This window comes from Porphyromonas pasteri (assembly GCF_014647755.1).
Lineage (GTDB): Bacteria > Bacteroidota > Bacteroidia > Bacteroidales > Porphyromonadaceae > Porphyromonas > Porphyromonas pasteri.
In genome coordinates this window covers 315,368-337,040 of record NZ_BMPU01000001.1, presented here as the reverse complement: position 1 = coordinate 337,040, position 21,673 = coordinate 315,368, and the positions used below count along the sequence as shown (strand labels likewise).

The following is a 21,673-nucleotide window of genomic DNA, read 5'->3' as shown; positions in this document are numbered from 1 at the left end:
CCCCGATAAGCGATAGGCTTATCGGGGCGCTCTCTTTATATCAATACCTCAGTGCAACCACAGGTAAAAGTCCTGCCAGTCAGTGAGGATGTGCAAGGTCAAGCCAACCGCTAAGACACGTAGCCACCAAGGCCATCCCCAGCGCTCATAGGGCAGGAAGAGCATCACCACATAGAGCCCTACCATCGGATAGGAGTGCAGGAGATGCGTCCCGACACTACAGCGATTCGGGTCAAAGATCGGGCGTGCCAAGAGGTGGTCTACGTCGATCAGCATAGTCGATAGAAGCAGGAGATACACCACCGTCCAGCGACGACGCGGCCAGAGCAGCGCTATCACCAGCGGGAAGACGAAGTGCAGACCATAGTGCACGAGTGTGCGAGCGAGCATAGGAGCGGGAGATAAAAGACTCCCCAGGCACGCCATCATGGGGTCCCTGGGGAGTCGCTATGAAGTGAGAGGAGGAAGGGACTAAGCCTCTTCGCCTGCCTTTTCCTTTTCTACGAGGAGGGCGATCTTCTGCTCCGTCAGATGGATGTCTGCTACGAGAGCATCGCGCTTACGCTCTATCTCGGAGAGGAGTGAAGAGCCCGACTTACTACTGATGTTGAGGCGAGTCAGGTTGCTCTCATAGGTCTGAAGCTCGCTACGCAGACGGTCCAGATGACGCTGCATACGGCTATGCTCGCTCTGCAGCGTGGCCCCCTTACCCTCGAGATTACTCAGCGAAGCGCTATAGCCCGAGAGACGACGCTCCTCACGATGACGGCGTAGCTTGCCATGCAGAGCATCGAGCAGCTCACGATAAGCTGCATTGATAGCCTCACGGTCTTTGTTGGGGACGAAGCCAGCCTGCTTCCAGCGTTCATTGTAGCTATTAAGCAGGTCGCGGAGATTCTCTGGTACTTCGCCTTCATTGATAGCCGTAAGTTCCTTGATGATCTCACGCTTTACCGCCAGACTCTTGCGAGCTTCGCTGTAAGCCTTGTCACGGCGGGGAGCTTCCTTCTTCTTACGATCGAAGAAATAGTCGAAGCTGGCACGGAACTCTTCCCAGATCTTCTGGCTGTACTTAGGAGAGACGGCACCGAGCTCCTGCCATTCCTTTTGGAGTGCCTTGAGTGCGTTGGTCGTTTCCTCCCAAGCGGTGCTGTCCTTCAGAGCTGCGGCACGCTCGATGAGCGCACGCTTCTTCTGTAGAATCTCTTCGGTGTGCTCGTGATTAGCCTTGAAGAAGTCATTGCGACGGCGGAAGAAAGCATCGATACCGGCACGGAAGCGCTGGTAGATGGATTCGTTGTCCTTACGGGGAGCACGGCCGATCTTACGCCACTCTTCCTGCATAGCCTTGATCTGCTCAACAGCCTTGTTGAAGGCAGAGTGCGAGGAGAGCGGAGCGGAAGAAAGTAGTTCTTCCACCTGCAGACATAGGCGCTCCTTACCTTGGAGATTCTCTTCCTCGGTAGCCTTACGCTGGTCGTGGAACTCCTGATGACGCTTATGCTGAGCCGTAGCCAGCTGCTTGAATTCGGTGTTGATCTCCTGACGATGCTCCTTTGATACAGGGCCAAGTTCGTGCCACTGCGCGGTGAGCTCCTGCAGACGGCGATAGGCCGCGATCGTATCCTTCACACTATCGAGCTCACGGAGCTCTGCGAGGATAGCCTGCTTTGCCTCCAGATTCTTCTTGAAGTCGATCTGGCGCAGGTCATCGTTGATAGCCTTGAGATCATAGAACTGATCACGTAGCTCATAGAAGCGGCGGTTGAGTACAGTGGCATCCTTGGGATCCAGTTGGCCCAGGGCATTCCACTCATCACGGATAGCAGTGAAGGTCGAGTAAAGGCTCCCAAATTCGGCGCCTTCCTCATTACTCTTGAAGAGATCCTCGAAGCGCTGAAGGAGAGCTTCCTTCTTGACCTTGTTTTCAGCATAGAGCTGTTCTAAGGCCTCCTGACGCTTCTTGTCGTGCTCACGGAAGGTCGAGAGCAGACCTTCGAGGCGGAGCTCCTGCACTTCGAAGGATTCACGTTGCTCCTTGTCATTAGGATCAAGGCGTTCACGACGACGAATGAATTGACCACGGATATTCTCGACGAGCTTACGCTCAGGAAGTTCTTCTTGTTGGAGGAGTACAGCCAAGTGATCGACGAGCTCCTGAGGGCTCATGGACTGGTAGGAGGGAGTCTGATCGAGTGGTGTAGCCGCGTCTTGTGCTGCGGGGGCAGTGTGGTCAAGCTGTGCTTGGTCTGGTGTCTGGAGTTCCATAGTCATTCTCTTCTATATTGTAGTGCTATCCCATCCCTACTCTACCCCTTGGAGAGACTGTATCCAAAAGCCTTTGAAGAGGTATAATAAGGACTGAAAATCTTGCTCACTACAAAGCTAAACATTTTTTTCCTTTTGCCCCAATTCTCCAGCGGTATATATTCATGATTCCTGCTTGAGGGAGCCACCTTTCAAGTCAAGCACGATACATCGGCTATCTCTATCGAACAAAGCCCAGACATATAGCAGACCATACCAAGCCGTCAAAGAAGTACTCCGAACCAGCCGTAAAGAGGGGAAATATGAACCAGTACTGGTCAACGAGTGAAGCAGTACTGGTCCAATTTGCGACCAGTACTGGTAACATATAGTGACCAGTACTACTTCGACTGCTGACCAGTACTGGTCACCACCACATACCTATATACCTCGGTACACCAAGGGATAGTGAAGCCTATTCAGCTCCACTACCAAGGATACTCTATGAAAAGATGGGAGAATCAAAGAAGGAAGTCCCCAAGCCAAGCTTTATACTCGGCTGAGGATGCTCCCATAGCATCTTGAAGCGTGAGATCAAGACGGTGGGTCGGTGTGTATTCCGCAGTATCGGAGAGGCGAGACCAAAGCGTAAGCGTACGCTTGACCTCTCCAGGCTTCGAATAGATCGTAACCAGCTCACTAAGTCGCCAGCCCGACTCGACAGCGATTCGACGAAGGGAGGGGAGAGAGGCCGCAGGCGAGATAAAGGCTAAGGCACCACGAGGAGCTAAGAGTCGTGCTGCCGTACGAAGGAGATTCTCTGGCGATAGACCTTCGGCTACGTGCCGCGCTAAGCTCAGACGCGCATCATCTGGCAGAATGCCCTCGGTGTAATATGGAGGATTGGAGATGATTAGATCAAAGGGATGCCACTGCTCCTGCTTGGCATGCAGGTAGTCTTGTGAGTGGATGCGAAGACGATCAGCAAAGGGAGAGGCGGCAAAGTTCGTCGCAGCGTCCTTGAGAGCACCGTCTTCTACTTCCCACGCATCGACCATTGCTCCCGAGAAGCGCTGTGCCATCATCAGCGAGACAATGCCTGTCCCAGCTCCGACATCAAGGATATGCGCCTTCTCGGGCAATGTGTGGACGAAGGGCCATGCTCCTAAGAGCAGGGCATCTGTCCCCACACGCTGCGCCGTATTCTCCTGATGGAGGGCAAATTGCTTTAGATAAAAGGGCTTATCCATAGATGAGCGAAGGTATTACTCCTTCGCGTCCAGCCCAGAGAGCAGGAGCTCAGGATGGCGAATACGCCATGCCTGCGGATAGAGATTGTTCGTTCGGTTGCCCAAGTGCTTCGCGAAACCTAAGGGGTAGCCTTCGTAGGTGACGAGGACAAGTCCACGAGGCGTATCGGCTGAAAGCGTGACAGCCTCACGAGCCAAGTAGCGGATCGCCTCTTCTTGTGTCAGTTCGGCTCGGGGGAAGGCTTCTTCGTCCAGACCCACACTTAGAGCGAGAGCTGGAAGCGGTAAGAAGTCGCGCCCCTTGACTTCAGCCAAAGGAATACCCGAAGTAAGAATGGGAATCTTCGCCCCTTGGAGCGCTTCGACGATGGGATACAATGCCGAGGGAATAGCCGTGAGAGTGCCGTCTGGTAAGGACTGTAGCGTGACATCTGCACGTAGCTCTGGGCTAAGCCATCGGAGTACCTCCTGAGGGAGCTTGGGATTAGGTTTGCTCTTAGAGCGAGTGGGCTTTGAGCATGTACTACCTACCTCGGCATCTGGCTTACGGACAACGGCCATAAATAGGCCTTCGCCACGCAAGCGGTGCGGCATCATACGGTAGCAGGGATAAGAGCTGAGCGGCGATGGTGTGATCGGCTCGGGAAAGTCAGGCAAGGCCACAGGCTCGGCACCTAATTCCTCGACGAGATAGGTGAGCATATCCTCATCCTCCTGACGATTGAAGGTGCAAGTACTATAGACCATCAGCCCACCAGGTGCAAGTGCTGGCCAGATATCGTCAAGGATCTCCCGCTGCTGACGGGCACAACTTTCGACTAAGCCAGGGGTCCATTGGCGGCGGGCTTCCTCTTCTTTGCGGAACATCCCTTCGCCCGAGCAAGGTGCATCGACTAAGATGAAGTCGAATTGCTCTCTGAGACGCCCCAGACGCTGCGGTTCGGTCGAGGTCACTACAGAGTGTACCCCACCCCACTTCTGAATGTTCTCCGCGAGGATCTGTGCTCGCGAGCGAATGAGTTCATTGCTCACCAGCATACTGCCTTCGGGAAGAAGGTCCACGAGGAGCGTACTCTTCCCGCCTGGAGCAGCGCAGAGGTCAAGCGCACGCAAGGGTTCTTCGCCCAAGAGTGGAGCTACAAGGCGTAGAAGCATCGATGAAGCCTCCTGTACATAGTAGACACCTGCGTGCCAAAGTGGGTCAGCGGCGAAGGCAGGACGCCCATCAAGGTAGAAGCCCACAGGCTTAGCCCAAGGGACAGCTTCTCCAATAGGTAGAGAAGCAGGAGGCGTCTCCGTCTTACGCCGATTGAGGCGCACCGAGACAGATGCTTCTTCGTCTAAGGAAGCAAGCAGGGCTTCGGCCTCGGTGGGGAGTAACTCCCGAAGCTGATCGGAGAATAAAGCGGGGATAGGTGTCTGAAGTGCCATCGCAAAGGAGCTTACTGACCGATGAGGAAGATCGTGGGGACCTTGTGAATCTGGGGGATACTGCCGCGCCAAGCAGAGAGCTTTCGCGTACGAAGTATCGCGCCTTCGGAGCTAATACCCGATGCGATGCAGAGCTTGAGATCTGGAGAGCAGTGGCGAATGAGTTGCTCAACGAGCTGCACATTGCGGTAGGGCGTCTCGATAAAGATCTGCGTCTCGCCCTTGGTACGCACCCGATGCTCCAGCTCCTTGAGTGTCTGTACGCGGCGAGCATCTTCGATAGGCAGATACCCTACAAAGGCAAAGCCCTGACCATTGAAGCCAGAGCCCATCAGAGCCATTAGGATCGAGCTGGGTCCGACAAGCGGGACGACCTCGATACCGAGACGTTGTGCCAGTGCTACTACATCAGCTCCTGGGTCAGCTACAGCAGGACAGCCCGCCTCCGAGATCACGCCCACGGGCTCACCAGCTTGTGCAGGGCGGAGATATTCCCCGATAGCGCCTTCGGGCGTGTGCTTATTCAGCTCGTAGAAGGTGATACTATCGATGTCAATATTCCGATCAGCGGCCTTGAGGAAGCGCCGTGCCGAGCGGATATTCTCTACGATGTAGTGACGGATCGTAGGCAGTAGCTCCCGATTATATTCGGGCAGGCAAGTGCGATGATCTACTTCGGCGATGGGCACTGGGATGAGATAGAGCTTGCCGAGATTGGAGTGAGCCATAGAAGTCTTAGGAATGGGAAGATGAAGAGCGAAGACGATGCGCCAGGAGTAGCGTCTGCTCTAAGTAAGGGTATTCGGAGCGCAGGTAGCGAGTGAAGTCACCCGTCTCGATCTCTGGAGCCAGATGGTCGATGGGCCACCATCTGCCACGCGTCGGAAGACAGTCGATGAGCAGCTGCCCAGGCTCTGCGATGTCCACTGCGAAAAGATAGACGCTGAGCGCCTGACCATTGATCTCTTCGTGATAATGAAGTAGAAAGCGGGGACGCGCACGACGGATGCCGCAGAAGCGCAGGTCGATGAGGCGCTGAGCTACTTGGTCGGGGCGGCTTCCTTCAGTGAGCCACGAGATGAATGGCGTGTCGTAGCCAGCTGCAGCGGGGAGTGATGGCGCCTCGGACTGCTCCAGATAGATCATATCTCGCGATAAGGCGATGAGGCGAACTACTGGCAGGCGGCCGCCTTCATATTCGGGAGTCGTCTTAGGCACCCGACCGATGGGGCGCTGGTCATCGCTGAGCACGGGGATCCATTCTTCATTCTCGAGGCGACGTTGCACCCAGACGAGGTGAATGCACTCGATCGTGTAGACCGCCCACGTGAAGAGGACGATGAAGGTAGAGGCGATATGCAGGAGATCACGATGCTCTACGGGGCAAAGCTGAGCACAAAGCCCTTGGAAGAGCAGTCCCGCCAGAGACGAAAGGACTAAGATGCGCTCGAAGCGTAGTCGCTCGACACGCAGGATCCGCCCACGGATGCAGAGCCCTTGCCCCTTCATTCGGTGCTCTTTTGCCCAGCGATAGGCCGCGACGACGATACTACTGATGAGATAGCTGATCAAGAGGAGCGCCTGAGCACCTAAGGGATGCTCCATGACGTCCTCGGGAGAGAGCAGGAAAAGCCCCCCCCACAGGAGGAGCACAAAGAGCGAACGGCCGACGACAGAGCGATTGACCCACAGCGCCCCCATACACCACAGGAGGAGCATAGAGAGTGTGAGCAAGGCGGCTACTGCTATCCACGCCACAGCCGGCGGGAAGAGCAGGACCAGTGTCAAGCCCAAAGGGAAAGTAAATAGCTCCGTCGGCAGCGGAGGCGTATTGGCGATGAGGCGCCGTGTCTTATGATAAATCGTGCGAATAATCTTCATCATGCACTCTTAGAACACCCTACGCCCTGTAGTAGTTCATCGACTCCCGCTCCCCGAAGGAGCTGATTCCTCCTGCCACCAAAGGCATTCGCCCCACCTTCATCGCGTGAAGGCGGGGCGAAGCGTCTTGGCTTAGCCGTCGAGCGTTAGATACCTACGTGCCCGTTGCCCTCAGAAGGCGTGCCGCCCTCGGGCGTGTTCTTCTTGGGCTTTGACTTCGCAGCCTTGGTCTTAGGCTCTGTCTGCTCGTAACTGACATCGGTAAGTGTGAAGTACTTTCTCGAAGGCTTCAAGAGTACCACAGGCTTCTCGATGTGGATGTTCGCATTGAACTTCTGCCCTTTCTCTACAGCCTTGCTCTTGAATGAAGGCATCAGCGAACCGAGATCCCCGAAGTCCACGATATCTCCATTCGCTACGATGTCCTTCGCTATCTCAGTAGCGTAGTTGAGGACAGCCTCGACCTCTTGGCGATTGAAGGTGGTGGACTTGGCGACTCGCTCGCAGAAGTTGCGGAAGTCAACATGATGACGGCCGGTTGGCTTTGCGATCTGCATGACCTTACCAGCATGTTTGCCGACAGCGAGCTTGCGCTCGACGACAACAAATTGTAATGGTTTATTTGCCATAACATGAATTAGATTTTCCCTCGGAAACATTACCTCAAGGAAGGAGGAGGGGCTTTGCGGTGAGGTATCGATTTAAGTATAAGCAAAGTTAGTAATCTTTCTGGCAAATAACACTTGACTTTCGTCGGAAAGTAGAAGTACTTTGCAAGCGAAGTAATATCATTTCACTCAGGAAGTTATATTACTTCTGACTGAATGTTATATTACTTTCGACTGAATGTTATATTACTTTCGGCTGAATGTTATATTACTTTCGACCGAATGTTATATTACTTTCGGCTGAATGTTATATTACATTCGTGAGGAAGTGCGGTGGACCTTGGCCATAATAAAAAATGCAGAGCACACACTCAGCACCATACCTACAATGCCGATAAGTCCCCACAAGCATATTTGCGAGGGTGATAGGAGCGAGGCGTGAATAAATTCGCTCAAAGCATAGAGGCAATAAGGAAGGCTTAAGATAGTACTCACGATGACAGGGACATACTTCCGATACACGATCCACTGGATAAAGTGTATGATAAGATGTACAAAGTGTGCGGAAAACGCAGCAAACCACCATGCATATACGCCCTGCCATACGGCCAAAGTAGAGATGACTGCGACCAGAAGAAATTCATGAGCCGTACCAATCGCAAATGTAGAGGTAGAATAATCAAAGTACCCGCTCCTCTCAAAGAACTGCGCAAATCGGGGGAAACGCCTTCTCAGCTCCTCTCTATTGGAGCGTAACCAAGGCTCAAACATGATGATCTCCTCGTATTCATGCACCATGAATACCAGCGGGAGAACTAACATCGTCAGATCTAAATTACTCATAGCTAATTCCATCCTATAGATAATTGGCCTCATCATAGGCGACTTACTCAACCAAATGTAATAGATTTGTGATAAACAAAACGGCAAGCTGCGGTGTCAATAGGGCCATATGCGAGTAAAACGGATAGTACTTTCGCCCCAAAACCAAGCCTTCTCAGCAGCCACGAACTTGCACTGCATGAACTTTCCCAAGAAGCATCAGGTTTGTAAGTCAGACAATTCATTTAACAACAACCTAACAAACAACTCAAACAAAATGCAAAAGGCATTCATCTCCTTCTTGGAGTGCGCGAGCAACCTCGGGGGCCTCGGACGCAAACTGATCCGTGTGGCCATCCTCATCATCTTCGTATGGATCGGTGGCCTGAAGTTCGCTAACTACGAAGCCAATGGGATCATCCCCTTCGTGGCAAATAGCCCGCTGATGAGCTTCTTCCTCAAGGACGCCAATAACAAGGTGACCAACGACGAAGGCAAGACCGTAAAGGAATACACCCTCAATAAGGTGCCTGAGGGTAAGTATGATCAGGCTAAGCACGATTGGCATGTAGAGAACCGTACCTACCTCTTCTCTCACGGCCTTGGTATCCTGATCATGACGATCGGTATCCTCGTCTTCCTCGGACTCTTCTCGCCCTACCTCGGCATCATCGGTGAAGTCCTCTGCATCATCATGACCCTTGGGACGCTGAGCTTCCTCATCACCACGCCCGAAACATGGGTACACGCTTCGCCCGAAGCCTTAGCTGCTGGCGAATGGGCCAATGGCTTCCCCTTCCTCTCTGGTGCTGGTCGCCTCGTAATTAAGGATACTGCGATCCTCGCTGGTGCTGTGGTCCTCCTCTCAGAATCTGCAGGTAAGATCCTCGCACGACTGAAGAAGTAAGCGATCCTCCTTCGATAAAGGCTAAAAAGAGAGCCCCATCCACTTCGGTGGATGGGGCTCTCTGCCGTTTAGTAGTGTAGCCTCGGGGGCTACCTTATTGGAGTTGCTTAGGCTTCTTCACCGAGGAGGATCTCGAGGACCTTAGCAGCGGAGTAAGCTACTGGGGTACCAGGACCGAAGATAGCGGCAACACCTGCGTTGTAGAGGAACTCATAGTCCTGAGCAGGGATGACACCACCAGCCGTGACGAGGATATCGGGACGGCCAAGCTTCTTCAGCTCTTCGATGACCTGAGGGATCAGCGTCTTGTGACCTGCAGCCAGTGAAGAGACGCCCATCACGTGGACGTCGTTTTCGACAGCCTGACGAGCGGACTCTTCTGGAGTCTGGAAGAGAGGTCCCATATCCACGTCGAAGCCACAGTCTGCGTAGCCCGTTGCGACAACCTTTGCACCGCGGTCGTGACCGTCCTGACCCATCTTAGCGATCATGATACGGGGCTGACGACCTTCCTTTTCAGCGAACTTCTTAGCAAGAGCCTTAGCCTTGATGAAGTCCTTATCTTCGCCTGATTCTGAAGAATACACGCCTGAGATAGTACGAATGATAGCCTTATAGCGACCTACGATCTTTTCGCAGGCGTCAGAGATTTCACCGAGAGAAGCACGGAGAGCAGCAGCCTTGACAGCGAGATCAAGGAGGTTACCTTCCTTCGTCTCTACGCAGTGGGTGATAGCTTCGAGAGCAGCCTTGACAGCAGCTTCGTCACGACCCTTACGCAGATCGCCGAGGCGAGAGATCTGCTGCTCGCGTACAGCAGTGTTGTCGATCTCGAGGATATCAATAGGATCTTCCTTCTCGAGGCGATACTTGTTGATACCGACGATGACCTGCTGACGAGAGTCGATACGAGCCTGCGTACGAGCAGCAGCTTCTTCGATACGCATCTTAGGCAGACCCGTTTCGATAGCCTTAGCCATACCACCCATGCTTTCGACTTCCTTGATGTGCTCCCATGCCTTGTGCATGAGTTCGTTCGTAAGGCTTTCGACGTAGTACGAACCTGCCCATGGGTCGATCTCCTTACAGATAAGGGTCTCTTCCTGGATGTAGATCTGCGTATTACGAGCGATACGAGCTGAGAAGTCCGTAGGCAGTGCGATAGCTTCGTCAAGAGCATTGGTGTGGAGCGACTGCGTGTGACCGAGTGCTGCACCCATAGCTTCGATACAGGTACGACCTACGTTGTTGAAGGGATCCTGCTCGGTGAGTGACCAACCAGACGTCTGGCTGTGCGTACGAAGCGCAAGGCTCTTGGGGTTCTCAGGGTTGAACTGACCGACGATCTTAGCCCAGAGGCAGCGTGCAGCACGCATCTTAGCGATCTCCATGAAGTGGTTCATCCCGATAGCCCAGAAGAAGGACAGACGAGGAGCGAACTTATCTACAGGGATACCTGCTGCGATACCAGCCTTGAGGTATTCGAGACCGTCAGCGAGCGTGTAAGCCATCTCGATGTCTGCCGTAGCACCAGCTTCCTGCATGTGGTAGCCGGAGATAGAGATCGAGTTGAACTTAGGCATGTTCTGCGACGTGTACTCGAAGATGTCAGCGATGATACGCATCGAGAATTCGGGTGGGTAGATGTAGGTGTTACGCACCATGAACTCCTTGAGGATGTCGTTCTGGATCGTACCAGCCATCTCATCAAGCTTAGCACCCTGCTCGAGACCTGCGTTGATGTAGAATGCCATGACAGGAAGTACGGCACCATTCATCGTCATCGAGACGGACATCTTGTTGAGGGGGATACCATCGAAGAGCACCTTCATATCCTCCAGCGAGCAGATCGATACCCCAGCCTTACCGACGTCACCGACTACACGAGGATGATCAGCGTCGTACCCACGGTGGGTAGCGAGGTCGAAGGCTACAGAAAGACCCTTCTGACCAGAGGCGAGGTTACGGCGATAGAAGGCGTTAGACTCTTCAGCCGTAGAGAAGCCTGCATACTGACGGATCGTCCAAGGACGCATAGCGTACATACCGCTATAAGGACCGCGTAGGTAAGGAGGAATACCGGAAGCATAGTCGAGATGTTCCATCCCTTCGAGGTCGTGCGCCGTGTAGACGGGCTTGACGAGGATCTGCTCGGCGGTACGCCATACTGAGCTGTTATCCTGCTTCGAAGCCCATTCGACGGGGCAAGTCTGGGCAAAGCCTGCAGACTTAATATCTATGTTCTTGAATTGTGGTTTCATTTCTTCTGTCTCCTTACCGATTAGTTAATACCAAGCTTCTGGTTGAACTGGCGGAGCGTTTCGAGGACGTTGCTCTTCACGTTGATGAAGTTCTCGATGCCGACAGCCTTGAGGTCGTCTGCACAAGCAGGAGCACCTGCTACGACGAACTCAGCGCGACCTGCGAGATACTTGTACGCCTCAGGAGCGAACTCTGCATACTCATCATCGCTCGAACAAAGGACGATGATCGAGGCACCAGCTGCGAGACCAGCGTCAACACCTTCCTGCACCGTAGCGAAGCCAAGGTTGTCGAGGACCTTGTAGCCAGCGCAAGCGAAGAAGTTACTGGAGAACTGAGAGCGAGCCAGACGCATCGCGAGGTTACCGATCGTAAGCATGAAGACCTTGACCTCCTTGCCGCTACGCTCAGTAGCCAGACGAAGAGCTTCGAATTCGGAAGCACCACGGTCGAAGTTCAGAGCTTCGATCGAAGGAGTACCGCAGCCACAGCTGTGACCACCTGCTTCGACCTCAGCGACCTTCTGTGCAGCCGTTTCGGTGAAGTTGGGGAACTGGTTCGTACCGAGGAAGATTTCCTTACGAGCAGCGACAGCAGCGTGACGCTTAGCGTTGCTAGCGTTGACCGCCTTCTGTACGCTACCAGCTTCGACAGCAGCAGCGAAGCCACCCTCTTCTTCTACAGCGAGGAAGAGCTTCCAAGCCTGCTCTGCGAGGGCGTTCGTCAGATGCTCGATATAGTAGGAGCCAGCAGCGGGGTCGATGACCTTGTCGAAGTGAGACTCTTCCTTGAGGAGGAGCTGCTGGTTGCGTGCGATACGTTCGGAGAAGTTGTCTGATTCCTGGTAGGTAACATCGAAGGGCTGTACCGTCAGAGAGTCTACACCGCCCAAGGTCGCTGACATCGCTTCGGTCTGTGTACGAAGGAGGTTAACGTGAGCATCGTAGATCGTCTTATTCCAGGTAGAGGTGACAGCGTGCATGTGGATCTTAGCTGCGTCACCCTTATACTGATCGCCGTAGGCACCGATGATTTCAGCCCAGAGCCAGCGTGCAGCACGGAACTTAGCCAGCTCCATGAAGTAGTTGGACCCTACGCCGAAGACGAACTTGATACGGCTCGTCAGTTCTTCGATGGAGTAGCCTGCTTCCGTGAGCTTGTCGATGAGCTCAGCACCCCAAGAGAGTGCATAGCCCAGCTCCTGGTAGATGTAGGCACCGGCGTTATTGATGTTGAGGGCATTGACCGTGAGGACGCGGTACTGAGGCAGGGGGCGGACAGCATCGAGGAGCTGTGCGCACATAGCCACCCACTGGGGGTTAGAAATACCCTTGACGAGCTGCTTCTTGAAGGGATCGAAGTTGATCGAGCCCTTGCACTGTGCTACATCGGCTCCTACTTCGGTGAGATAAGCGGCCAATTCGCCTGCGAGCTGAGCTGCTACAGAGATGCAGCAAGAGAAGTTCAGCTCGATAGCCTCGGGCATGATGCCCTTGAGCAGGATGGCCAGAGTTTCCTTGTTGACCTGATCGCGACGAAGCTTGAAGCCCAGCGAGGTAATCCCCTTATTGAGGATATCCAGTGCCTTTTCATTGGCTTCCTTGGGGTCATTTACATTGATGTCCTGACGGATGAGCCACTCATTGTCCATACGCGTGGAGCGGACATAGGGGTACTCTGCAGGCATCACTTTGGGGGTAGAGAGACCTTCGAGGTCTTCGCGACGATAGAAGGGGTTGACGTTGAATCCTTCGTTGGTACGCCAGACGAGCTTACGCTCGAAGTCAGCTCCCTTCAGGTCGGTCACGATCTTGTCCTTCCATTCCTGTGTGCTAATGGCAGGGAATTCGCTCAGTAACCGTTCTTTGTCAGTTGCCATAATAGTTCAATTTAGTGAATTGATTACTTATATCCGCAAAGGTAACGTAAATCAGTGAAACGACCTAGGCTCGCCAAAGGTTTTCCAGAGACGTGCAAAAGGCTGGCAGAATGCGATATTACCCGATGGAGACGCATCGTATCATCCACGACTCCTCACCCTCTTCCCAACGGAGCGAGTGCTACCGCCCTCCGGCAGGTAATCTTCCGCCTAAGAGGAGCGCAGTACTAGGAACTTATAGGCTTTTCACCTTCATCACTCTAATGAGGAGCTAAACAAACCAGTACTGATTGCCAATCGGACCAGTACTGGTCACTGCACCAACTAGCACTGGTCAATATATGCAACCAGTACTGGTCAACTCAGAGACTAGTACTGGTCGCAAAACCAGCCCTACATAGCACAGGCCTGCTACCTATCAATCCCCTGGGAGTAAGCCCCTTAAAGCGCCCCTCACACCGAAGCGACAAAATCACCAATGCCCCTTCTGGAAAATCACCAATCATAAGAAGCTTTTCTACGGATTCCAAGACTAAGACAAATTAACCGCTACTCACCCGCTCGCTACTCCTTATATACATTATATATGTATAGAGAGGAACTCACACGAGACGAAGTCGGCACTTCCTTGGGATACCTCATGGAGCTATAGAGCGGCAGATTTGCGACAACGCTATTGCAAAGTCAGTATTTTATTTATCTTTGCATTTGATAAAAGATAACATCAAGCGCCTCGCGCTTTACACTTGTAAACAATAAAGAAATGAAGAAATCCCTTGCACTTCTGGCACTTGCCAGCCTCTTCATCGGGACGACATCCTGCCGCAAGAAGGATGAACCCAAGCCCGCTCCAGTAGTATCTACCGACCCCAACACAACTGACGCCTCTGCGGATGTCGCTGCGATCAAGAACTCTCAGGCTGTCCTCACGGTACCTGCGGGTTCTGTGGTCTACATCGAGCCCCAGACGGGTCTTAAGATCCTCGGTGCTACGATGGACGCTACTGACAAGACGAAGTATACCGTCGGCGCCAATGGCCTCCTCGGTATCAATGGGAACGTAGAGAAGCTCAAGATCCAGAGCGACGATATCACAAACCTCAGCCTTCCTAAGTCTTCTCCTCTCTTGAAGACCCTCATCCTCGTATCAAAGAGCTCTTCTGCTACGGCCACTGCAACGGCAATCGACCTCTCTGGACTGACGGACCTGGAGTCCCTCCTCATCGCTGGCTACTCAATCGAAAGCCTTGACCTCACCAAGCAGACCAAGCTGAAGAACCTCGGAATTGGTGCGTGGGATCTGGGCGCCAACTTCCCTGAGATGACGGATGCCTTTGGCACTATCCCAGAGAAGGCCTCTCGTATCAGCGAGGTCAAGCTTCCCGCTAACAACGTCATCGAGAATTTCATCATGCGTACTGCAACCCTGCAGGATGGTAAGTGCGACTTCGACAATCTGCCTAAGCTGAAGAAGTTCTTCTGCCAGTCTCCCTTCTTCTCAAACTTCACGTTCGCTAAGAGCACGGAGCTGGAAATCCTCTACGCAACCGCACCTACCGCTGGTATCAAGCTCAATGCAGACCTCGGCAACAAGCCTAACTTAAAGGATGTAACGTTCACCAATGCCACCCTTTCTAAGTTCGCTATCAGCAATGCAACGGGTGTAAAGCTGAAGGATAGCAAAGCAGGCGCTATCGCTGTCGAGTTTGACAACATCCCTGCTGTACAGGCTGCCCAGTATATTGCTAATGGTGCAGCTCGCTCAACGGTGAAAAGCATCACGCTGAAGAATATGGAGTTTACCGAAGATCTGCTTGTCAAGATGATCAATAGACTGCAGACTTCAGGTGGCACCCTTAAGGTTAAGGGCGAACTTCTCACCACGGCTGTCAATGCTGCTCTCTCTGCTAAGGGCTGGACGGGTGCTGCCCTCTAAGCCATAGCCCAAGAGGCTAACACCATATCACTACGCCCCCACCTACGGATGACCATCCGCCAGGTGGGGGCGTAGTGTTTCCCTTAGAAATGTCTTATCTTTGTTAGTAGTTATTCACAATTAGAGAATACAACTCTCATCATACATCCAACGGACACATGGAACAAGACACCTTCTTAGCCCAGGTACGTGCCAAGGCCCAAGGCTGGCTGACACCTGGATACGATGAACAGACGCGCGCTGAAGTGCAGCGCCTCCTCGATGCAGAAGATACCACAGAGCTCGTCGAAGCCTTCTATAAGGACTTAGAGTTCGGCACGGGTGGTCTGCGTGGGATCATGGGCGTAGGCTCCAACCGCATGAACCGCTACACCGTCGGGGCGGCTACACAGGGACTGGCGAACTACCTCAAGCAGGCTTTCGCTTCCCTCCCCGAAATTTCGGTAGTTATCGGCCATGATTGCCGTAATAATAGTGATGTCTTCGCACGCATCACCGCTGAGGTCTTCTCTGCTAACGGCATCAAGGTCTATCTCTTCGAGAGCCTTCGTCCTACGCCCGAGGTATCCTTTGCTATTCGTGAACTTGGCTGCCAGAGCGGCGTAATGATCACCGCCTCGCACAACCCCAAGGAATACAACGGCTATAAGGCTTATTGGTCTGACGGGGCACAGATGCTCGCTCCCCATGACCGCAACACAATTATTGAGGTCAATAAGATCACGCGCGCTGAAGATATCCGCTTCGAAGCTCGCCCCGAGCTCATACACTTCCTCGGCGAAGAGTTCGACAAGCGCTTCATTGAGCGTGTCGCTTCACTCTCTGCGCCCCAGAAGGAGTCTATCGCACGCCACCACGACATGAAGATCGTCTACACGCCTATTCACGGTACCGGTGTACGCATCATCCCTGAAGCACTGCGTGCTATTGGCTTCACGAACATCATCAACGTCCCTGAGCAGGATGTCGTCAGCGGAAACTTCCCCACCGTCCACTCTCCCAACCCCGAGGAGCCCGCAGCCCTCGAGCTAGCTATCCGCCGTGCCGAGGAGACTGGTGCTGATATCGTCTTAGCGTCCGACCCTGACGCAGACCGCATCGGGGTAGCAGTGCGCAACGAGGAGGGTAAGATCGTCCTCATCAACGGGAACGAGATTTGCTCCCTCCTGACCTACTACGCCATCGCCAATCGTCGCGACGCTGGCCTCCTCCAGCCTACCGACTACGTCGTAAAGACCATTGTAACCACAGAGCTCATCCGTGCTATCGCAGAGAAGTCTAACGTCATACTCTTCGACTGCTACACGGGCTTTAAGTGGATCGCAGACGTCATCCGCAAGAACGAAGGCAAGCTGAACTACATCGGTGGTGGTGAAGAGAGCTATGGCTTCCTCCGAGAGGACTTCATCCGTGACAAGAGCTCAGTATCGGCCTGCTGTATGTTCGCCGAGCTCGCTGCATGGGCAGCCGACCGTGACATGTCTATCTACCAGCTCCTCCAGCAGGTCTTCGTAGAGTATGGTCTCTACAAGGACCAGGGTGTCAGTGTAGTCCGCAAGGGTAAGAGCGGTGCAGAAGAGATCGAAGCTATGATGAAGAACTTCCGTGAGAATCCTCTCAAGACTCTGGCAGGAAGCCCCGTCGTCGAGGTCCTCGACTACGCCAAGCTCCAGGGCCTCTGGCTCGACAAGGGCGAGGTCTTCACGCTCGACATGCCTACGACCAGCAATGTACTCCAGTACAAGACAGCTGACGGGACGAAGGTATCCATCCGTCCCTCTGGCACGGAACCCAAGATCAAGTTCTACATCGGTGTACGTGGTAAGGTAACTTCTAAGGAAGATCTCCCCGCTGCTGAAGCCGCCTGCCTCGAGAAGATCCAGGTCATCCGTCAGGAGCTCGGCATCTAACCCCCCTCCTCTTTCGATACATATCGCTACCTCCCGTGGGTAAACCATCCGCGGGAGGTAGCTTCATTTTATCATCCTCTATGCAAGTCTATCTCTGTCCCTCCCCTGAGCTCTATCCGCTCTACCACCGTCCTAATAGTATCGTCATCATCGTGGACATCTTCCGAGCCTCGACCACGATGGTCGCAGCCTTTGCCCATGGAGCTAAGGGAATACTCCCTGTAGCTTCGACCGAAGAGGCCGAGGAGACGGGTAAGCGTCTGGGTGCACTCATCGCGGCCGAGCGCAATGTCGTACGTTGTGACTTCGCCCAGCTCGGCAATGATCCCGCAGAGTACACGACGGACTTGGTCAGCGGGCGTGAGATCGTCTTCACGACGACCAATGGTACGCGAGCCCTCACGATAGCCCGAGAGTATGGTGCAGAGGAGATCCTCGTCGGGGCACTGACCAACCTGCGTGCGACCATCGACTACTGCCAGCGCTCCGGCCGTGATGTCGTCGTACTCGCTGCAGGCTGGAAGGGACAGGCCTCTATGGAGGATATGCTCTATGCAGGTGCCTTCACCGTAGAAGCGGGAGCTACTGCAGGTGACGATACCACCCGTATGGTACGCGACCTGTGGAAGGACCATGCAGCGACTCTCGATGCTCGCACGGAGTACATCAAGAGTAGCGACCACTACGTACGACTAGAGCAAGCTGGCTTCGCAGACTGTGTGACCTACTGCATGAGCCTAAGCCTCTTCAACCTTGTCCTACGCCTGGAAGATGGATGGCTTCGTGCGCTGTAGTCACATGCTCGAGTGAACATAGCTGGCAGCCTTATAGTTATAAGAGCGAATAAGCTAACCCCCTCCTACCTTTCTGGCAAGGAGACAAAAACAATACAACAAGCAATGGCAACAGTCACTTTCAAAAAAGACCTCATCGTACACCTCTCTGGTGAAATGCCTGCCGTAGGCACTACCGCTCCTAACTTCGGGGCTACGAAGACGAACCTCAGCGAGATCCACCTCGAGGATCTGCGTGGTCAGCGTGTCGTGCTCAACATCTTCCCCAGCGTCGACACGGGTGTCTGCGCTACCAGCGTACGCCGCTTCAATGCCGAAGCCTCTAAGCTCGACAACACCGTCGTCCTCTGCGTATCTAAGGACCTGCCTTTCGCTCAGTCACGCTTCTGCGGTGCTGAAGGCCTCGACAAGGTAGTACCCGTATCTGTCTTCCGCCACAACTGCTTCACAGAGCACTATGGCCTTGAGCAGAAGGATGGACCTCTGGCTGGTCTCTTGGCACGTGCCGTCATCGTCATCGATGAGGCTGGCAAGATCCTCTACACCGAGCTCGTCCCCGAGATCACGCAGGAGCCTAACTACGAAGCTGCACTCGCTGCACTGAAGTAGCTCAAGGGAACTTACTCCACACAAAAAAGGGAGCGTCGCATAGTCCACTGTGGTGGAGCTATGCGACGCTCTCTTTTTATCCCGTGCGTAGTACGAGATACTACGAATTAGAAGGGGTAGCCAATGGCAATATTAAAGGCAAGTAGCTGCTTAGGCTCTTGGTAGGTAATGACCCAAGGACGGCCATTCTCCACCTGCGGGTCATGGAGCTTAGCCCCCACATCAAAGCGAAGGACGAAGTAGTCAAAGTCCCAGCGCAGCCCCAGCCCACTTGACAGGGCGATCTCCTTGTAGAAGCGGTTCCACTGGAAGTCTCCCTGCGGCTGATTCTGATAGGCGCGTATCGTCCAGATATTCCCTGCGTCAGCAAAGAGGGCGAGCTGGAGAGGGCCAAGGATCTTCATACGGTACTCGGCATTCATCTCAAGCTTGATATCCCCGACCTGATCGAAGATGGATTGGCTTGCTGAACGAGGCATACTACCAGGGCCGAGGCTACGTGCAGACCAGCCACGCAGGCTATTAGCGCCACCAGCGAAGTAGCGAAGGTCAACAGGCACGTACTGACTATTGCCATAGGGATAAGCGACGGCTAGCCCCAGATGATAGGCAAAGGCATTCCCTTCGCTCAGCTTACGAAGCCCACTATAGTCAATCTCACCCTTGACGAACTGCGCAAAGTTCGTCTCGAAGAAGCGATACGACCCGTAGGCATCACGCTCCCTATTCAGCAGTGCCGATACCCCATAGAGCAGACTCCCCGATGACTGGACGAAGAGACGCAGGTTATGTATCCAAGGCGAAGTCGAGAGGCGGTAGTCATTGAGCGAGTTGTAGCGGAAGAGGTACGAAGCCCCGAGGACAAACTGATCTCGGTAGTTCAGGATCTGCGTGATGAGCGGCATCGAGCGGCGGAATTCCTCATTGATATAGCCGAAGTGAAGGAAGTCCAAGTCGATGACCTTCAGCTGATGGCGATAGGCGGGTGTGTAGTGGCTGTGCCAGCTATAGCCCCACTTGAAGGAGAAGATATCACGGCTGAACTCTGGACGGCGGTGGTGGTCATAGCTTACCTGCAAGCTTGTCGAGGATAGGATCGTTGATGGCCCCTTCGAATGGCGGAAGGGCACGAGCAGACGAGGGAAGGTAAGTGAAGCCTCTGCCCCATAGTTCAAGTGGTCATTACGGCGCTCACCGAGGCTCTCATAGCCACCACGCAGCTGGAGGTGGAGCTGCTCACCACCATGGAAGAGGTTGCTATTTTGGAAGTTCAGCGAAGAGCTCACCCCGAAGTTCCCCGAGGAGTTCGTCCCGACGATATCCCCACCGATACTCTTCGTCTGGGTGGAGGCAGCGGTAATGTCGCAGTCCAAGACAGCGGAGTCCGTAGCTAGCGTGTCGGGGTGGTACTGGATCGAGACGCTCTGCAAGGTTGGCAGTTCGCTCAGAGCAGTATAGGTCGATGAGGTATGCTGCATCGAGTAGAGTGCACCTGGACGGATCCAGATACGTCGTGCAAGCTCCGAGGGGCGGATATAGTGCTTCGGGTCAAGATCAAAGCTAATCCCATCACGCGTCTGCTTCAGGGACTCTCCCGTCTCATATCGAGCGATCTGACGCATCCGCACGCGTCCGATGCGATAGGTCTTCTCGGGCGAGTGAACTACGCTACGCACCCATACATCGGAGGCTACCAGCGTATCGACCTCGAAGCGGACACTATCACCAGAGAAAGTATAGTAGCCTCTATTACGAAGAATCTGAGTGATACGCTCCTGCTCGGCCTGCATATTCTGAGGAGAGAGGATAGCGCCTGAATGGAGATAAGAGCGATAGCGCTCACCACGGAAGCGACGCTTCTCTATGAGTGTATCTTGAGGGTAAAGATGCTGGGCAATACTGCTATCCTGAATGGACTCCGAGAAGCGGCCTACACGTAGACGGCGACCAGGTATGATGGTGTATGCCAGGCGAGCTCGCTTAGCCTTGGTCGTATCCACACGGAGAGTCGTCTGAGCCTTGAGGTAGCCCATATTGTACATCGCTGCGGTGAGGTTGGCTCGACCAAACTCAGCTTCTTCTGCGCTATAGAGCACAGGAGGATCCCCCCACTTACGCAGCTGACGATTGAGGAAGCTATTACTCTTAGGATTACTCAAGCTATAGAGACCAAGTGTCCAGTCAAAGAGCCCCAAGAGCTTTGTATTGGGGCGTTGTGGAAGGAAGGACTCAAGGTCACCGAGCTGCTCCCGCTCTGTCTGGTCGAGGGAGTCCACTTGGATAGTGACCTTCGTAAGTAGGTAGCTCCCGTCCCCGACGTACTTCGTCGTCGAGCAGGAGGCCAAGGCTAACCCCAGCACAAGGGCCAAGGCATATCTATTCTTCTTCATTCGCTGTCCATAGCTGCCAAGCCTTATCGGCCTGGAGGTGTAGCATCTCGAGACCATCCTTCGCTCGTGCTCCACTCTGCAGGGCTCGACGGAGGAAGGTCGTCGGTGAGGGATTATAGATGAGATCATAGCAAAGGTGAGACTCCCCAAGAGCCTCGTAGGGCAAGGGGAGGCACTCTCCTTCGTGAAGACCTATGGGCGTAGCATTGATCCATAGAGGGGTCGCTTCCCCCTCTTCTCTTGTCAAGCTTTCGTAAGAGCGCTGTCCATTTTGGGGAGTACGGCTCACCTGCTCATAGCTGATACCGAGTTGCTCGAGCGCATAGAGTACGGCAGAGGCTGCACCTCCCGTACCGAAGACCCAGGCATGAGGTCGCTCCTCTCCAAGAAGAGGGAGCAGTGAGTGGTAGAAGCCCCAGACATCCGTATTATGTGCGGTGATATGGCGCTTTCCTGAAGGAGTATGCTCAATATGCAGTACGTTGGCGGCCTGCAGACGCTCCACTTCGGGAGAGCAAGCATCCACATAGTGAAGCACCTCTCGCTTATAAGGGAGCGTGACGTTCAGCCCTCGGAGCGAAGGATGAGTAGCCAATAGCTCGGGCAACTCCTCTATTCTCTGAAGCTCATAGCTCTCATACGAAGCATCTATCCCGAGACGATCAAAGAGCTCCGAAAAATATCGAGGAGAGAAGGAGTGCCCCAAGGGACGACCTATGAGCCCATAGCTACAACGTGTCGGCATCT

At 53.8% G+C, this 21,673-nt stretch carries 17 protein-coding genes; 5 read left to right on the top strand and 12 right to left on the bottom strand.

The features are described from left to right. Window positions 1-48: 48 nt before the first annotated feature. The 8 genes from IEX77_RS01370 to IEX77_RS01335 form a co-directional block, all read right to left on the bottom strand. Entirely contained in the window at window positions 49-390 is a 342-nt protein-coding gene (locus IEX77_RS01370; protein ID WP_009432976.1) for a DUF6122 family protein, read from the bottom strand. 81 nt (window positions 391-471) lie between these two features. Next, a complete protein-coding gene (locus IEX77_RS01365) occupies window positions 472-2,268 on the bottom strand; it encodes a DUF349 domain-containing protein (RefSeq protein WP_188807371.1) in 1,797 nt (598 codons plus the stop codon). 500 nt (window positions 2,269-2,768) lie between these two features. Further along, entirely contained in the window at window positions 2,769-3,497 is a 729-nt protein-coding gene (locus IEX77_RS01360; protein WP_188807370.1) for a tRNA1(Val) (adenine(37)-N6)-methyltransferase, read from the bottom strand. 15 nt (window positions 3,498-3,512) lie between these two features. Next, entirely contained in the window at window positions 3,513-4,928 is a 1,416-nt protein-coding gene (locus IEX77_RS01355; RefSeq protein ID WP_188807369.1) for a methyltransferase RsmF C-terminal domain-like protein, read from the bottom strand. A gap of 11 nt (window positions 4,929-4,939) precedes the next feature. Then, on the bottom strand, window positions 4,940-5,656 hold the full coding sequence (locus IEX77_RS01350; RefSeq protein ID WP_188807368.1) for an SAM-dependent methyltransferase: 717 nt from the start codon (window positions 5,654-5,656) through the stop codon (window positions 4,940-4,942). A 7-nt stretch (window positions 5,657-5,663) separates the two neighbouring features. After that, window positions 5,664-6,812, bottom strand: a complete 1,149-nt coding sequence (locus tag IEX77_RS01345) for a hypothetical protein (RefSeq protein WP_188807367.1) — start codon at window positions 6,810-6,812, stop codon at window positions 5,664-5,666. Window positions 6,813-6,955: 143 nt separating this feature from the next. Continuing rightward, window positions 6,956-7,438, bottom strand: a complete 483-nt coding sequence (locus IEX77_RS01340; protein ID WP_188807366.1) for an HU family DNA-binding protein — start codon at window positions 7,436-7,438, stop codon at window positions 6,956-6,958. Window positions 7,439-7,729: 291 nt separating this feature from the next. Further along, window positions 7,730-8,260, bottom strand: a complete 531-nt coding sequence (locus tag IEX77_RS01335; protein ID WP_060936220.1) for an HXXEE domain-containing protein — start codon at window positions 8,258-8,260, stop codon at window positions 7,730-7,732. 256 nt (window positions 8,261-8,516) lie between these two features. On the opposite strand from IEX77_RS01335, the gene IEX77_RS01330 reads away from it, so the two are divergent. After that, on the top strand, window positions 8,517-9,146 hold the full coding sequence (locus tag IEX77_RS01330; protein ID WP_188807365.1) for a DUF417 family protein: 630 nt from the start codon (window positions 8,517-8,519) through the stop codon (window positions 9,144-9,146). A gap of 107 nt (window positions 9,147-9,253) precedes the next feature. Here IEX77_RS01330 and scpA read toward each other — a convergent pair whose 3' ends face one another. Together scpA and mutA are read right to left on the bottom strand one after the other, a co-directional pair. Further along, complete coding sequence (gene scpA / locus IEX77_RS01325; RefSeq protein ID WP_188807364.1) at window positions 9,254-11,407, bottom strand: methylmalonyl-CoA mutase; 2,154 nt, start codon at window positions 11,405-11,407, stop codon at window positions 9,254-9,256. A 20-nt stretch (window positions 11,408-11,427) separates the two neighbouring features. Then, window positions 11,428-13,287 carry a methylmalonyl-CoA mutase small subunit gene (mutA, locus tag IEX77_RS01320; RefSeq protein ID WP_188807363.1) on the bottom strand — a complete coding sequence of 620 codons (1,860 nt, stop codon included), beginning with the start codon at window positions 13,285-13,287 and terminating at the stop codon, window positions 11,428-11,430. Between the two features lie 763 nt (window positions 13,288-14,050). Between mutA and IEX77_RS01315 the strand changes: the two genes are divergently transcribed. The 4 genes from IEX77_RS01315 (at window position 14,051) to tpx (ending at window position 18,536) form a co-directional block, all read left to right on the top strand. After that, the gene (locus tag IEX77_RS01315) at window positions 14,051-15,223 is read left to right on the top strand and encodes a hypothetical protein (RefSeq protein WP_188807362.1); all 1,173 of its coding nucleotides are present in this window, start codon (window positions 14,051-14,053) and stop codon (window positions 15,221-15,223) included. A gap of 158 nt (window positions 15,224-15,381) precedes the next feature. Next, window positions 15,382-17,133, top strand: coding sequence for a phospho-sugar mutase (locus IEX77_RS01310; protein WP_188807361.1), 1,752 nt, complete (start codon window positions 15,382-15,384; stop codon window positions 17,131-17,133). Between the two features lie 80 nt (window positions 17,134-17,213). Then, window positions 17,214-17,927 carry a 2-phosphosulfolactate phosphatase gene (locus tag IEX77_RS01305; RefSeq protein WP_188807360.1) on the top strand — a complete coding sequence of 238 codons (714 nt, stop codon included), beginning with the start codon at window positions 17,214-17,216 and terminating at the stop codon, window positions 17,925-17,927. A gap of 105 nt (window positions 17,928-18,032) precedes the next feature. Next, window positions 18,033-18,536: a thiol peroxidase gene (tpx, locus tag IEX77_RS01300; RefSeq protein WP_188807359.1), complete on the top strand. Its 504-nt coding sequence runs from the start codon at window positions 18,033-18,035 to the stop codon at window positions 18,534-18,536. A 107-nt stretch (window positions 18,537-18,643) separates the two neighbouring features. Here the strand turns inward: tpx and tamL are convergent, their stop codons facing one another. Then, on the bottom strand, window positions 18,644-20,926 hold the full coding sequence (tamL, locus tag IEX77_RS01295) for a translocation and assembly module lipoprotein TamL (RefSeq protein ID WP_229770763.1): 2,283 nt from the start codon (window positions 20,924-20,926) through the stop codon (window positions 18,644-18,646). Beyond that, entirely contained in the window at window positions 20,913-21,671 is a 759-nt protein-coding gene (locus tag IEX77_RS01290; protein WP_188807358.1) for a shikimate dehydrogenase family protein, read from the bottom strand. Before IEX77_RS01290 ends, tamL begins: the two co-directional genes overlap by 14 nt. Window positions 21,672-21,673 lie beyond the last annotated feature (2 nt).

Bases quoted from the DNA above. Each gene is read 5' to 3' on its own strand.
- IEX77_RS01370 (WP_009432976.1), bottom strand. From the start codon at position 390: ATGCTCGCTCGCACACTCGTGCACTATGGTCTGCACTTCGTCTTCCCG.
- IEX77_RS01365 (WP_188807371.1), bottom strand. From the start codon at position 2,268: ATGGAACTCCAGACACCAGACCAAGCACAGCTTGACCACACTGCCCCC.
- IEX77_RS01360 (WP_188807370.1), bottom strand. From the start codon at position 3,497: ATGGATAAGCCCTTTTATCTAAAGCAATTTGCCCTCCATCAGGAGAAT.
- IEX77_RS01355 (WP_188807369.1), bottom strand. From the start codon at position 4,928: ATGGCACTTCAGACACCTATCCCCGCTTTATTCTCCGATCAGCTTCGG.
- IEX77_RS01350 (WP_188807368.1), bottom strand. From the start codon at position 5,656: ATGGCTCACTCCAATCTCGGCAAGCTCTATCTCATCCCAGTGCCCATC.
- IEX77_RS01345 (WP_188807367.1), bottom strand. From the start codon at position 6,812: ATGATGAAGATTATTCGCACGATTTATCATAAGACACGGCGCCTCATC.
- IEX77_RS01340 (WP_188807366.1), bottom strand. From the start codon at position 7,438: ATGGCAAATAAACCATTACAATTTGTTGTCGTCGAGCGCAAGCTCGCT.
- IEX77_RS01335 (WP_060936220.1), bottom strand. From the start codon at position 8,260: ATGAGTAATTTAGATCTGACGATGTTAGTTCTCCCGCTGGTATTCATG.
- IEX77_RS01330 (WP_188807365.1), top strand. From the start codon at position 8,517: ATGCAAAAGGCATTCATCTCCTTCTTGGAGTGCGCGAGCAACCTCGGG.
- scpA (WP_188807364.1), bottom strand. From the start codon at position 11,407: ATGAAACCACAATTCAAGAACATAGATATTAAGTCTGCAGGCTTTGCC.
- mutA (WP_188807363.1), bottom strand. From the start codon at position 13,287: ATGGCAACTGACAAAGAACGGTTACTGAGCGAATTCCCTGCCATTAGC.
- IEX77_RS01315 (WP_188807362.1), top strand. From the start codon at position 14,051: ATGAAGAAATCCCTTGCACTTCTGGCACTTGCCAGCCTCTTCATCGGG.
- IEX77_RS01310 (WP_188807361.1), top strand. From the start codon at position 15,382: ATGGAACAAGACACCTTCTTAGCCCAGGTACGTGCCAAGGCCCAAGGC.
- IEX77_RS01305 (WP_188807360.1), top strand. From the start codon at position 17,214: ATGCAAGTCTATCTCTGTCCCTCCCCTGAGCTCTATCCGCTCTACCAC.
- tpx (WP_188807359.1), top strand. From the start codon at position 18,033: ATGGCAACAGTCACTTTCAAAAAAGACCTCATCGTACACCTCTCTGGT.
- tamL (WP_229770763.1), bottom strand. From the start codon at position 20,926: ATGAAGAAGAATAGATATGCCTTGGCCCTTGTGCTGGGGTTAGCCTTG.
- IEX77_RS01290 (WP_188807358.1), bottom strand. From the start codon at position 21,671: ATGCCGACACGTTGTAGCTATGGGCTCATAGGTCGTCCCTTGGGGCAC.